Here is a 13,946-nt window from a genome sequence, read left to right on the forward strand (position 1 = left end):
GAATTGTGCTTCATGCTAAGTGCTCAACAAGTGAGTTGCCATCGGCAAAATAGGGTGTTATTCCATCAACTTGATTTTATAGTGCAACCTAGTGAAATCTTGCAAGTTGAAGGGCCAAATGGAGCAGGAAAAACGACCTTGCTACGAATGATGGCTGGGTTATTAAAACCTGATGAAGGGGCGGTCTGTTGGAATAATCAATCGATTGATAAACTAAAAGAAGAATTTACTCGTCATTTACTTTATTTAGGCCACAAACCAGCGGTTAAATCGTTATTAACACCTTATGAAAACCTCAAATTTTATTACCAAATGCACCATAAAGGGCATGAAGGTGAGCGTATTTGGTCTGCTTTAGAAGAAGTTTCGTTGATCGGTTATGAAGATATTCCTGTTAGCCAACTTTCTGCTGGGCAACAACGGCGTGTTAATTTAGCGAGGTTATGGCTAAGCGAAGCCCCTCTGTGGATACTTGATGAGCCTTTTACCGCAATTGACGTGGCGGGGGTCGCTCGTTTAACAGAACGTTTTCATCAGCATGCAGAGCAAGGGGGGATTATTTTGTTTACCTCCCACCAAGCGATGTCAGGGCAATTTGGTTCACTAAAACTGACGGGTGGGGTTGAATCATGTTTTGGTTATTAATTAAAAGAGAGCTTAAAATTGCGTTTCGAGGTTTTTCTGAGCTCGTTAATCCGCTATGGTTTTTCTTAATTGTTATCACACTATTTCCCTTGAGTATTGGTCCTGAACCTCAATTATTAGCGCGCATTGCGGTTGGGGTGTTTTGGGTTGCGGCCATTTTGTCTTCACTATTATCACTAGAGCGTTTATTTAAGGATGACTACCTTGATGGCTCCCTTGAGCAACTGTTACTCGCACCGCATCCTTTATTTATCACTGTATTTGCGAAAGTGATTGCCCACTGGTTAGTCACAGGGCTGCCCTTGATCTTGTTATCCCCTGTTGCGGCATTAATGTTGTCTTTTAGCGCAGACACACTATTTGTATTAGCAGGGACATTATTATTGGGCACACCTGTATTGAGTTTTATTGGGGCGATTGGTGCAGCGTTAACCGTTTCCTTAAAAAAAGGCGGTGTCTTGGTGAGCTTGCTTGTTTTACCGCTGTATATTCCTGTGCTGATTTATGCAACAGGTACGATGGAAGCCCACAGCTTTAAAATGCCTCTCGATGGCTATTTTGCCATTCTTGCCGCGTTATTTGCCGCCAGTATTACTTTTTCTCCTCTCGCTATCGCCGCTGCGTTGAAGCTTAATATTAGCAATAGCTAATTATTTTTCTCTCGTCAAAATAGATAACAAGAGCAAATTAATTTTTGCCTTGTTATCTATTGTCGATTCAGAATTGAAATATAATAATTACTTATACATTTAACGGGTGTTTTTTCTTAAGATTTCATTTTATTCAACTAGTTAATGGGCTTTATTTGTGTTTTTGATACAAATAAAGGTAAGTTTTATAAAAAATCGCATTGAACTCAAATAATTTATTTAAATTGCTACCGTTTTATATTGTTTATTACAAAAAAATATTTTTATGTTAAATTATGATTATAATCATAATCATAATATATGAAGTTAGATGAGTTATAAAAAAGCTTAAATGAGTGTGATTGTAATTTGACTTAAGGTGTGTGATGTTTCGTATATTACTTTATCTCAAACCAATACAATTAATAATTCTAATGATTTTAAAACGTAATTTTAGCTATAGATCGATTTTGCTTACCTTTTGTCTCCTTATGGTAGCCAAGCGGGCGGAGGTTCACTGAGTCTCAATGCCAGCAAAACCGAGATGCACAGCGATTACCAATCGGTGGATAAACAAACTGGCATCAATGCAGGCAAAGCCAGCAACACCACTCATACAGCGGTATCGGAAGGTGAGATTGTTATTTGCGATAAGGCAAATCAGAAACAAGATGTTACTGATTTAAGTCGATATACAGACAATGCCCATGAGAAGCTGAATATGATTTTTGATAAAGAAAAAGAACAGAAACGGATACCCATCTAAATGGGTTAAAATTGAAAAGCTAATAAAGAATAAGAGTAAAAAAATAGTTTATTATTTAATGATAAACATCTTTAAATTATATTAAATAATCTAGGCTCATCAATGCTGATAATATTCAGGAATAAAAATCCAATGTATAATAAAAAGCTAAAAGTGGTTTATATATCGTATGATTTTTTAAAGTTAATATAGCGAGTTTGTTTTTACTATTTATTATGAATCATATTTTTATGCTTTATTGTGATAAAATGTTAAATTGGTTTATTGTTCTTAAATGAAAGTAATCAAATGCCAAATAATACTAAATAATTAATGGACAAAAGGTGACTTATTATCTAGTGTGTTGTTCCAATATGTTAGTTTAGGAAAAAATCACAAAAGGTAGCATATAATGTCGAATATTTTATCATTAGATAGTGATAATTTCTCGAGTACACTTTACCCTCTAGAGCAAGATGAGCAACAAACTGTAGTTGTTTATTTTTCGGCTTCTTGGTGTTTACCGTGTAAAAATATGTATCCTATTTTTACTAAGCTTTCTGAGTGTTTTCAAGAAAATAACATCGATTTTGGTATTGTTGATATTGCTCAATCGCCCACTTTAGCTCCTCGATATGGTATAAAATCAGTGCCGACAATTGCGGTTTTCCAAGATACTCGGTTAATCGATATTATTGCAGGAGAAGTACCATTTAATAGGGCATTAATGGTATTGGAGAAAACGCTCGGTAAGCGTTAATATTCAGCGAATATATTTAATAATAATGATAAGACATTCATAATGTTAATACTGATATTAGAAGGGCTATTGATAGGCTGTCTACTAGGTTTAACGGGAGCGGGAGGTGGAATTCTTGCTGTTCCTGCTTTAATGGCAAGCCAAAATTGGAGTGTAGCATTAGCAGCACCTGTAGGGCTTTTAGCTATTACAATAGCGGCTTTTATTAGTGTTATTCAAGGGCTTATAAAAAAGAATATTCGCTATAAAGCAGCTATTTGGATAGCGCTATTGAGTATTCCTTCTGCTAAGTATGGTATTTACCTTGCCCATATTGTTCCTCCAGTTTGGTTAACGCTTATTTTTAGCCTTGTTATGCTTTATGTCGGGGGACGTATATTTTTCAATCGGGGTGATGAGCAAAATGATGCACATTGTTTAATTAATACAGAAACTGGGAAATTTATTTGGAACACTAAAACAGCGTTAATCTTTGGGGGAATTGGTGTCATTACAGGATTACTTACTGGCATGTTAGGTGTCGGTGGTGGTTTTATTATTGTTCCTGCATTGCGAAAATTCACTAATTTGAATATGAAGAGTATTATCGCAACATCATTAATGGTTATCTTCTGTATTGGTAGTATTAGTATTTTTATTAATGTCTGGAATGGGTTTCAATATCCTAAAGAAATTAGCATCGTTTTCATTGCTTCATGTGTTGTTGGCTTATTAATTGGTCGATTAATAATGCATTATATTTCTAATAAAGCCATTCAAATACTATTTTCAAGTGCTGTTATCTTTGTTGCCTTAGGGTTGATTTCATCAGTATTGATTGAATTTAATGTCATTTGAAATAGGTTTTAAATATCACTTATTAAATAAATTTTTATAATTCATGCAGTGTGTCACTATTTTGAATGTTCAATCATTTATTCTTCTTTAAAAAAGTAAATTTGATTTATCTTCAAGCTCAAAAAGGTATAATGAACCATCGCATTTTTCTACCCTGATAATAGTGAAATGGATTGCTAATATACTCTTCTGGGTAATCATTAAAGGTTGACTAGTATAATTATGACAAAACAAGATAGCTCAACAACGATAATTGATATAGCTAAACGTGCTAATGTAACTGATATTACAGTCTCTAGAGCATTTAATCATCCTGAGATGGTAAAGAAGGAAACTCGAGATAAAATATTAGCGATAGCACAAGAGCTCAATTATGTGCCAAATCTTTTTGCACGTAATCTGAAAAACAAAAATAGCCGCATAATAGGTGTGGTTACTGATAGCACATTTAACCCATTTTATATCGTACTGATTCAAACTGTCTCACGCTTAGCGAAAGAAAAAGGCTATCAAGTCATGATTTTTGATTCAGATAGTGATGAAAAAGCAGAAAAAACAGCAATCGAAACATTAGTCAGCTACAAAGCGAGTGGGATCCTACTATCGCCAGTTCGTGATGATAAAGACTATCAACCAAGTTACTTATCATTAATTGATCAACATAATGTGCCTTTAGTTTTTGTTGACCGTTCAATTTATGGTTATCAAAATAAGTATTCAGGGCTGTTTTTGAAAAACTTTGAAATTGGCGCTTTAACAGGAAAATTTCTTAACCAGCAGAATAGTGAAAACACACTGATTGTTTCAGGGCCAGAAGGATCTGAAATTAGTTTGTCTCGTTTAGCGGGTATATATGAAAATTTTCCAAATAGAAAAAATATTAATGTCTTATACAGCAGTTATATGTTTAATAAGAATGATGAAGATTATCTAAGAAAAAAAGTTCAAGAGCTTTATACACCAAATATGTATATTGTTGGGTTGAATGGAATTATCACGGCAGGGATGTATAAAATTATTTTAGAGCTAGGCCTTTCTTGCCGTTATTTTTCTGTAGATTTACCACCCTATGCAGATACTTACCATTTATCTATTTCTGGTGTACACCACGATTCAGTATATCTTGGTGAATTAACAACTGAGTTATTGTTTTCTGAAATAGAGCGAGATTCACATAAAGATCATAAAACAAAACAAATATTTGTTGATGGGAAACTTGTTGTTTATTAATAAGAGTTAGAAAGAAAATCCGTTATGATTTATATACTCTAAAGAATTCGAGTCATATATGAACACAGTCAACACCCATGCAACTTGAAGTATGGCAATTATAGATAGGCAGGTAATGATACCTGCCTATCTTAATGGCGATGAGGTATTATTAATTTAGCGTTTCATTGAGCTAATTAAGGTAGCGCCCCAAATAATTAAACCTTTTACAATATATTGAACATAAGGTGAAATACCTAATAAATTTAAACCATTATTAAGTACGCCTAAGATCATTGCGCCAATCAGTGTGCCAATGATCATACCACGGCCTCCTGCAATTGAAGCGCCGCCGAGTACGACCGCAGCAATAGCATCTAACTCAAATCCTACCCCTGCATTGGGTTGCCCACTCATTACTCGAGAGGTAAATATTAACCCAGCGAATGCAGCAGTAAAACCGCTAATGACGTAAACTAACATTTTATAACGTTCAACGCGGATACCACTCAGGCGTGCAGCTTCTTCATTACCGCCAATGGCGTAAATATAACGGCCAAAAGAGACATGATTTAGTACAACATAGAAAATAAGATAAAGGCCAAGCATTAATAAAATAGGAACTTGAATTCCCATTAATTCTTCGCGTCCCCAAAAAGCAAATTCTTGAGGTAATCCTGACACTGGGTAGCCACCGGTATAAATTAAGGCTAGCCCTTTAGCAATAATCATGGCGCCTAAAGTGACAATGATTGGTGGCATTTTACCATAAGCGGCTAAAATTCCATTAATGAAGCCAAAAGCAACACCGGATAATAAGCCCAGAGCAATTGCGGCGTAAGGGTCCATTCCATAATATTTCATTAAGCCAGCCATCAAGGTTCCAGAAAGCGCCATAACAGCACCAACGGACAAGTCAATTCCACCTGTTAAGATAGCAAATGTCATACCAATAGCGATGATGGCATTAATAGAAACCTGACGAGCAATGGTCGAAAGGTTATTTACAGTTAAAAAATGTTCATTAAAAATGGACATGCAGACAAATAAAAGAATTAAACCAACAAGTGGTAAAAATGCAGGTATTTTTGTTAGCTTAGAAAAACTAAATTTATTTTTAGTTAATGGAATTGCACTTTGATTAGACATAGTCGTTATCCTATATAATATTGCCGGCCGCATGTACCATGATCTGAGTTGAGTTTATTTCGTCTCCAGTTAACTCAGCAGCAATTTCACCATCTCGAAAAACCAAAACTCTATCACTGACACCAATAACTTCTGGTAGCTCCGATGAAATCATAATAATGGAAATTCCTTTTTCAGTTAGAGAGCGCATTAACTGATAAATTTCTGATTTTGCCCCAACATCAATACCTCGGGTGGGTTCGTCGAAAATAAGAATTTTGGCTTGTTTATTTAGCCAGCGAGCAATAACAACCTTTTGCTGATTTCCACCACTTAAAGTAGAAACCGCGGTGTGAGGTTCTGGTGTTTTAACTTTTACTTGGGAAATTAAATCAATAGATAAAGTGAGTTCTTTTTTATTTTGAATTAAAAATAATTTTTGAGCATGATTGTTTAACCATATATTTTCTTTAACGGAAAAGGGCAATACAAGGCCTTGAGTTTTTCGGCTTTCTGGTAATAAACCGATACCTAATTGCAATGCAGCCGCAGCCGATTTAACTTTAACTTCTTTGCCTTCTAAAATAACTTTCTTCTTATATGCTTTATCAGCACCGATCATGGCAAGAATAGTTTCTGTGCGACCCGATCCCACCAACCCCGCAAGCCCTAAAATTTCACCTCTCTTTAATTGAAGGTGGTTAGTTGGGCTATATGAGAAACGCTGAACTTCTGCATCTAAGATGACTTCTTGCTCGTTGAATTGGCGTTTATGAGGATAAATATTCTCAACTTCACGACCAACCATCATTTCGATAATAACGTCTAAATCTGTTTCATCGACCTTACGCGACCCTATATATTGTCCGTCACGTAGTACACTGATGGTGTCACAGATTTCATAAATTTCTTCTAGATGGTGGGAAATAAAAAACATTCCAACCCCTTTAGCTTTTAAATCACGCATTACATCGAATAAATGGTTTGCTTCATTGGGGGTTAATGTCGCAGTTGGCTCATCTAACACTAAAATTTTAGCATCCAAAGACAGAGCCTTTGCGATTTCAACAAACTGTTGCTCTGCGATACTTAAATGGCTAATAGGTTCATCAATATTGATGTTTACACCCAGCTCAGCTAGGATTTCCTGCGATTTTTTTCGCATTAATTTTCTATCTAATAAACCAAACTTATTTTTTAACTCTCGATTTAAAAATATATTTTCAAAAGCGTTTAAATAAGGAATAAGAGAAAATTCTTGGAAAATAATACCTACGCCAGCTTTAATGGCATCTCTGTAGTTATGAAAGGTGTGTTCTTTGCCTTCAATCAGAATTTGTCCGCTATCAGGTTTATGTATTCCACATAACACTTTCATTAGCGTTGATTTACCTGCGCCGTTTTCACCTAATAATGCGTGAACCTCCCCTTTTTCTAGGGAGAGATTAATATTATCTAACGCCTTAACCCCAGGGAAAGTTTTACTGACATCTTTTAATGCTAATAATTGCATCATATTGCTTCCCTATATTTCTCAACTGCTTAAAAATGGGTAACAAAGCCATTTGGAATTTTTATTCCAATATGCATTTAATAATTAATATTTATGAAAATGTATTGCACCGAACATCAGAAATACAGGTGCAATACATTGGTTATTGATAACTAACTATTACCAGTGAAAATCTTTAGCATTGGTTTTGTCGATCAATTTAACATCAATTGGGACTTCTTTAGGGACATTAGCGCCCCAGTATTTTGCTAAGCCCATAGCTAAACCAATACGAACTTGGTCACGAGGGAATTGCGCTGAAGTAGCAATAAATGGAGAGTTACCTTTGGCAATTTCAGCAACCGCTTCAGGAGAACCGTCAACACTTACTAATTTGACATCACGACCAGAGGACTCAATCGCTGCTAACGCACCTAAAGAGCCGACATCGTTAACACTGAAAATCCCATTGAGTGTTGGATTTGCTTGCAACATATTTTCTGTAACGTTCATTGCAGTATCACGTTCTTGTTTACCGTTCAATTTAGTTACGATTTTGATATTTGGATATTCTTTCATCGCTGCTTCAAAACCACGAACACGCTCAAGAATTGGCACAACAGGAATACCATCTAAAATTGCCACTTCGCCTTTGCCGCCTAATGCTTCACCTAAACGTTTACCTGCCATTAAGCCAGCATCATAGTTTTTAGAACCAACAAAAGAGTCAATTGGGCCATTTGCTTGAGCATCAATGGCGATGACTACAACTCCGGCTTTTTTCGCTGCCAGTACAGCCGTTTCCGCACCAACGCTATCTGCCGGATTTATTAACAGAATATCGATTTTTTTCTGTAACATATCTTCGATATCACTGGTTTGTTTTGATACATCATGAGCCGCATCAGAAATGTATAGTTGTGCGCCCATATCACCCGTTGCGCTCTCTAAGGCTTCCTTCATGGTGACAAAATATTCATTGTTTAATTCTTGAAATGACATGCCCACTGAAACTGGCTTAGCGGTAGCGTTAAATGCCATACCTAAAGTCAGTACACTTGCAGCGACAGCTAACTTTTTAAATTTACTCAGCATAAGATGTTCTCCTAAAAGAGCGTTTAATTATATGTAGGGTTTTTACTTATTTAGTGTTTATTTGAATTATCAATTATTACTGCCAGTTAAAACATGTTTATGGCTTGATGACGACTTTAATTGAGTCTGCCGATTTCGCCATGACAAAGGCTTCTTCCCAATCATCGATGGAATAGAAGTGAGTAACGATATCATCAGCACTAACTAAGCCACGGCTAAATAGGTCAATAGCGACTTCATAACTATATGGCCCTAAGTGAGCACCGCGGATATCGAGTTCTTTGCGGTCACCAATGATTGACCAGTCAACTGTTGTTTCTTTACCAAACACGCTGAATTCCACGAAACGGCCAAGTTTGCGGATCATTTCTAGCCCTTGAGTAACACCGATTGGTGCACCCGTTGCTTCAATATAAACGTCACAGCCATAGCCTTCAGTCATATCTTTGACTAATTTAATCGCATCTTCTTTCAGTGGATTGATAACGACATCTGCACCAAATTTTTTTGCTAATTCAAGGCGCTCATCAATCGCATCAATGACAACCAGTTTTTTCGGCGTTTTTAATTTTGCGACTTGGATCATGCACAGCCCTAGTGGGCCTGCACCTGCAATGACGACGACGTCATTTAAATCAATATCACCACGGCGTACAGTGTGGATAGCACAAGCCATTGGCTCAATTAATGCGGCATCTTTATCAGATAGTTCATCAGGGATTTTATGAATAATGGCGCGTTCTGAAAAACGCATATATTCAGCCATACCACCGTCGGCAACTTCTTTTTGGAAACCGTAAATATCATGGGTTTCACACATCCAGTATTTGCCAGACTTACAGAAACGGCACTCCCAGCAAGGGACTATCTGTTCTGCTAAGATGCGGTCGCCGATTTTCAGTTTGAATTTTTCAGCGGAGCCTTCACCGAGCTCTGCAACGCGGCCATAAAACTCATGGCCAGGAACTACTGGGGCTTTGATCCATGGGTCATCTCCCCAAAACATTTGAGCACCATCGTTGGCTTTACAGTCGCCAGCACAGATCCCGCACCCATCAACTTTGATGACAACTTCTCTAAATCCTGGCGTTGGTCTTTTAATATTTTCAAAGCGATAATCATGTGGGCCATGACAAACAACTGCTTTCATTTTTTCAGGTAGGTTACTCATGTTCTAAGACCTCTTTCTAGTTGTTAACCCTAATGTTGACGTCAACATTAAGCGTTTTTTTATAACGCATTTGCTTTAGTTTTTTAACGCTTAACTATCAATATTGATATGTATGTAAGAAAAATGGTTGTTTAATGTTATAGATAAAATAAATTCTTTTTAATATGACGACGTCGTCATTTTTGAAAGTAAGTATCTTAAAAACTAAAATTTGTGATTTAAGCCCTAATTTTAGTCATTTAGCTGAGTACTTTCATTGGGAAATGAGACTGCCGAAACTGACTTTGTAACATGATGAAAATCATAATAAAAATCTTAATTCATTCCTTATTTTGTTTTTTTAGAAATGAATATGAAGCCGAGTATAATTATTTTAACTATTTTCAGAAGTGGATATTTCATGCAAAAACATTTCAGCTCACACTTTTGAATGAAAACAAATTTTAACTACATTTAATAAAGAGATATCGAGTGGTCAATAGGACATTATTTTTAATTTATAAAATTTAATTTAAAAAATTAAATAGAGTAATGAGTCATTTTCATACGCTGCCATAATATTTTCTTTGCAGACATACCTATAGGTATTAAAAAATAGCTTTATACCTTGTAATTGTATTTTGCCAATTAAGCAAAGTATAAAGCTAAATAGAGCCAAAGTTTAACTTCATTTTGTCAATAAAATCATTTCGTTATATTCTAAAGGAGGGAGACCTCACACCCTAGTGTTAGACAATCATTGGTGCAATGATAAAACCGAAGGCGACACCTGCAATAATTCCACCTAGCCCTGGTAGCATGAAGGGGTGATTTAAAATATATTTTCCAACCCGAGTAGACCCTGTAGAGTCGAATTCAATGGCTGCTAATGATGTTGGGTAAGTGGGTAAGACAAATACCCCGGTGACGGCGACAAAAGAGGCTAATATTGCCCATGTCGGAACATCTAAGGCAATGGCTAATGGAATAATTAACGGTGTTGTGGCACCTTGTGAATATAGCAAGGCACAGGTTAAGAACAGAACTAAAGCCAATAAAATAGGATATGCAGATAACACATCTCCTGCGATGGCCTTAATTTGGTCCATATGGGCATCAACAAAAGTAGTGCCTAATGTCACGATTCCGAGGATCACCGCAAGAGAACTCATTCCTGAGCGGAATGTTGGTGCTAGTACAATGGAATCCGGTGATGTTTTACAGAAAACTACCATCAAACATGCTGCACTTAGCATACAAATGATGATGATATCTCGTGTTCCCATCGGCTTACCGATATCAAAACCAGGACGTAATTGTGGGAATGCAGCGAGGATCACGATAGCAATAGTGGCAATAATGAATAGAACAACAGAGAATTTTTCTCTCGTTGTGCTCTCGCCTTTTTTCTCTTCGTACTTATGCACTAAGCCTTTTTGTAAACGTTCTAAATAGACCTCATCGTTTTCAAGCTCGCAGCCTTGACGCGATGCAATAAAGGCGGCAACCATAGCAGCAACAAAAGAGGCGGGTAAACATACTGACATGACAACGATAAAAGTGATGCCGTTACCTTCCATAATTGTCAACATCGCCGCCATTGCTGCACTGATTGGAGAGCCAGAAATAGCAATTTGTGAGGCAACCACTGAGCCTGCTAATGTTCTTGATGGTCGAATACCCGAATCTTTCGCAATTTCCGCTATCACAGGCAGCATAGAAAACACAATGAAACCTGTACCAGCCATGATAGTCATCATCCAAGTGGTGATTGGTGCTATTATATTCAAATACTTAGGATTTTTACGCATAAATTTACTGGCTAGGCGTACTAGATAATCCATCCCACCAGCAGCTTGTAATGCAGAAGCTGCTACCACGACCGTCATAATAATTAAAATAACATCAACAGGTGGTGATCCAATGGGTAAACCAAACCCGATGGTTAATACAGCTAATCCTAATCCACCACAGAGTCCTATACCTATTCCGCCCATGCGAATGCCAAAGAATATTGCACCTAATACAACAATGATTTCTAGCCAAACCATAATCGTCTCCAATAGACAATATATTGTCATTAGTAATATTGAAAAATTAATTTTTGATAATTGATATAAGTTAAATATTTTTATTTATCATTAAATTTTGTTTTCCGACTCTGTTTTCATACCAGTGAATACTTGCTCTGACTAATGAGCTGGTTGAGTCGATATATTTATCTGGATAATTATTTATTTCATTTGCAAGAATGACGGGGACTTCAGTACAGCCAAGAACAATAACTTCAGCTCCTCGAGAAAATAATATCTCAGCTTGTTTTTTCATAATGGACTCAGCCATCTTTTTATTTCCTGACTTTAATAAATAAATGCTTTCCATTACATTTTCTTGGCTTTTTTTATCAGGAGTAATGCAATTTAAATAATTTCTCTCTATATTTTTTTGGTATAACCCCATATACATGGTGGCATTTGTTGCAAGTAATCCGATATTTTTTTTCTTAGTTGCTAGTACCTCTTTCATTGTCGTTTCAACGATACTTAGCATATCGACGTGGCAAACCTCTTTCAGTTCACTAAACCAAAAATGTGCGGTATTACAAGGTATAACAATGCATTCGGCACCTGCATTTTCTAGCTTTCTCAAATAGTCAGTCATTAAAGGTAGAGGAGATTCACCATGGTTTAATAGTGCGTCCGTTCGGTCTGGTATATCAGGAATAGATGATATAATTAAAGGAATATGCTCTTGGTCTCTATTTACCACGGTATAATTTACGAATTTATTAAATAAATCGACAGTAGCGGCAGGCCCCATACCACCTAATACACCAATTAAGCCTTTCATTTTAATACCCCTGCATTTCATTAGTCTTTTTATAAAATAAAAAACAATAAGCACTTATCTTTATTGATTTATTTAACATATACTTTAATGTTAAAATGGTTATTAACTTATTTATAACTGCCTAGCCTGTGGTTAATATTTATCAATGTTTATCTAAAATGAGAAATGCAAGTAAGTATGGTTTGATGCAAGATATGCATTAAGAGCTTTTATTCAAAATAAAAGCATTTTTATAAATGGCTCTGAAAGCCTGAATAGACTGGGCTCTATGGATTAAAAAAATCAAATGAAATTAATTTTTGATTTTTGTTAATGTTTTAAATGGTAGGGCTATGCATAATACAAATAACGCCACTACAAATTTAGTTTGATTATTTAACCAGTCATTAACTTAAAATATCAATAAAAATACTTTTGATTTTTTATATTTTAACAGCAAGTCAATTTAAGGCTTAATAAGATGAAAAATATAGAAACAAAATGGCTATATGATTTTTTAACACTAGAATCGTGCCGACATTTTTCTCATGCAGCAGAACAGCGAAGTATTTCTCAGCCCGCATTTAGCCGTCGTATTAAAGCTTTAGAGGAAGCTATTGGCGTTGAATTATTTGATAGAACGACGTCCCCTTTACAGTTGTCTGAAGAGGGCAAAATTTTTCATTCTCAAGCGCGTAGTTTATTACAACAACTGGAATGTAACTTAAATGAATTATCCGGCCATAATGTATTGAGCCTACCGAATATTAAAATTGCTGCTGCTCATTCGTTGTCGTTAACATTGCTCCCAAAATTAGTTCACGGGCTGTCTGGTTACGGTGGAGAATTTGTTTACCATGTTGAGGCTATTGATGTCGTACAAGTTGTGAACACATTGAGAGAAGGGAAAAGTGATTTTATTATCTCATTTTATGATGAAGATTTAATGCAATCACCATTTTCCTCATTGAATGTATTTGAATCTGAATTATACCCAATTTGTGCAGCGGATGAGCAGGGTAAGCCGCTATTTGACATCTATCAACCTCAAGTGCCGCTGCTGAATTATACCAGTGCTTCATATATGGGAAGATTAGTTAATCGTCGGTTAAGTGAGTTTGGTGCGATCAATTCAAAAACACTTTTTATGTCATCAATGAGTGAGTTACTAAAAAATATGGCTTTGGATGGCCATGGTATAGCATGGTTACCCATTTATTCTGTAGTGAATGAATTGAAAGAAAAAAAACTCGTTTGTTTGGATACACCTGAATTAACGATACCTATCCAAGCGTATATTTACCGCATGGATACACGACTAAATAAAACTGCAGAGGATTTTTGGCGTATTTTGAAAAAAAATATTCCAGAGGATTTACGGAATTTATAGTGAGGAAAGGTAATTTATAAGTAAATAACCTGCGAAT

Annotated in this window: 13 protein-coding genes; 7 read left to right on the forward strand and 6 right to left on the reverse strand. The window is 36.0% G+C overall.

The window, feature by feature from the left end; genetic code table 11:
- The first annotated feature begins 12 nt into the window (after positions 1-12).
- The 6 genes from ccmA to P3L40_RS04315 all read left to right on the forward strand — a co-directional run bounded on the left by ccmA (position 13) and on the right by P3L40_RS04315 (position 4,846).
- Positions 13-645, forward strand: coding sequence for a cytochrome c biogenesis heme-transporting ATPase CcmA (gene ccmA, locus P3L40_RS04290; RefSeq protein WP_004914240.1), 633 nt, complete (start codon positions 13-15; stop codon positions 643-645).
- Complete coding sequence (gene ccmB, locus P3L40_RS04295) at positions 630-1,295, forward strand: heme exporter protein CcmB (RefSeq protein ID WP_004905254.1); 666 nt, start codon at positions 630-632, stop codon at positions 1,293-1,295. Before ccmA ends, ccmB begins: the two co-directional genes overlap by 16 nt.
- Positions 1,296-1,818: 523 nt before the next feature.
- Positions 1,819-2,040, forward strand: a complete 222-nt coding sequence (locus P3L40_RS04300; protein WP_036958541.1) for a hypothetical protein — start codon at positions 1,819-1,821, stop codon at positions 2,038-2,040.
- A 391-nt stretch (positions 2,041-2,431) separates the two neighbouring features.
- Positions 2,432-2,779: a thioredoxin family protein gene (locus P3L40_RS04305; protein ID WP_096864752.1), complete on the forward strand. Its 348-nt coding sequence runs from the start codon at positions 2,432-2,434 to the stop codon at positions 2,777-2,779.
- Between the two features lie 42 nt (positions 2,780-2,821).
- Positions 2,822-3,616 (forward strand): sulfite exporter TauE/SafE family protein, encoded by a 795-nt coding sequence (locus P3L40_RS04310; protein ID WP_004905249.1) that lies wholly within the window; start codon positions 2,822-2,824, stop codon positions 3,614-3,616.
- A gap of 222 nt (positions 3,617-3,838) precedes the next feature.
- A complete protein-coding gene (locus P3L40_RS04315) occupies positions 3,839-4,846 on the forward strand; it encodes a LacI family DNA-binding transcriptional regulator (RefSeq protein ID WP_004905247.1) in 1,008 nt (335 codons plus the stop codon).
- Positions 4,847-5,002: 156 nt separating this feature from the next.
- Here the strand turns inward: P3L40_RS04315 and P3L40_RS04320 are convergent, their stop codons facing one another.
- From P3L40_RS04320 to P3L40_RS04345, 6 genes are all read right to left on the reverse strand, one after another.
- On the reverse strand, positions 5,003-5,974 hold the full coding sequence (locus P3L40_RS04320) for an ABC transporter permease (protein WP_004905244.1): 972 nt from the start codon (positions 5,972-5,974) through the stop codon (positions 5,003-5,005).
- A 10-nt stretch (positions 5,975-5,984) separates the two neighbouring features.
- Positions 5,985-7,469 carry a sugar ABC transporter ATP-binding protein gene (locus P3L40_RS04325; protein WP_094963062.1) on the reverse strand — a complete coding sequence of 495 codons (1,485 nt, stop codon included), beginning with the start codon at positions 7,467-7,469 and terminating at the stop codon, positions 5,985-5,987.
- A gap of 156 nt (positions 7,470-7,625) precedes the next feature.
- Positions 7,626-8,486, reverse strand: a complete 861-nt coding sequence (locus P3L40_RS04330; protein WP_370661211.1) for an ABC transporter substrate-binding protein — start codon at positions 8,484-8,486, stop codon at positions 7,626-7,628.
- Between the two features lie 151 nt (positions 8,487-8,637).
- Positions 8,638-9,711, reverse strand: a complete 1,074-nt coding sequence (locus P3L40_RS04335; protein WP_004905239.1) for an erythritol/L-threitol dehydrogenase — start codon at positions 9,709-9,711, stop codon at positions 8,638-8,640.
- Between the two features lie 728 nt (positions 9,712-10,439).
- The gene (locus P3L40_RS04340) at positions 10,440-11,741 is read right to left on the reverse strand and encodes an anaerobic C4-dicarboxylate transporter (RefSeq protein ID WP_136134812.1); all 1,302 of its coding nucleotides are present in this window, start codon (positions 11,739-11,741) and stop codon (positions 10,440-10,442) included.
- 70 nt (positions 11,742-11,811) lie between these two features.
- Complete coding sequence (locus P3L40_RS04345) at positions 11,812-12,540, reverse strand: aspartate/glutamate racemase family protein (protein WP_110592361.1); 729 nt, start codon at positions 12,538-12,540, stop codon at positions 11,812-11,814.
- A 460-nt stretch (positions 12,541-13,000) separates the two neighbouring features.
- On the opposite strand from P3L40_RS04345, the gene hypT reads away from it, so the two are divergent.
- Positions 13,001-13,909, forward strand: coding sequence for a hypochlorite stress DNA-binding transcriptional regulator HypT (gene hypT / locus P3L40_RS04350; protein ID WP_004905229.1), 909 nt, complete (start codon positions 13,001-13,003; stop codon positions 13,907-13,909).
- The last annotated feature ends 37 nt before the right edge of the window (positions 13,910-13,946 follow it).

The organism is Providencia sp. PROV040, from assembly GCF_032706145.1.
Taxonomy (GTDB): domain Bacteria; phylum Pseudomonadota; class Gammaproteobacteria; order Enterobacterales; family Enterobacteriaceae; genus Providencia; species Providencia hangzhouensis.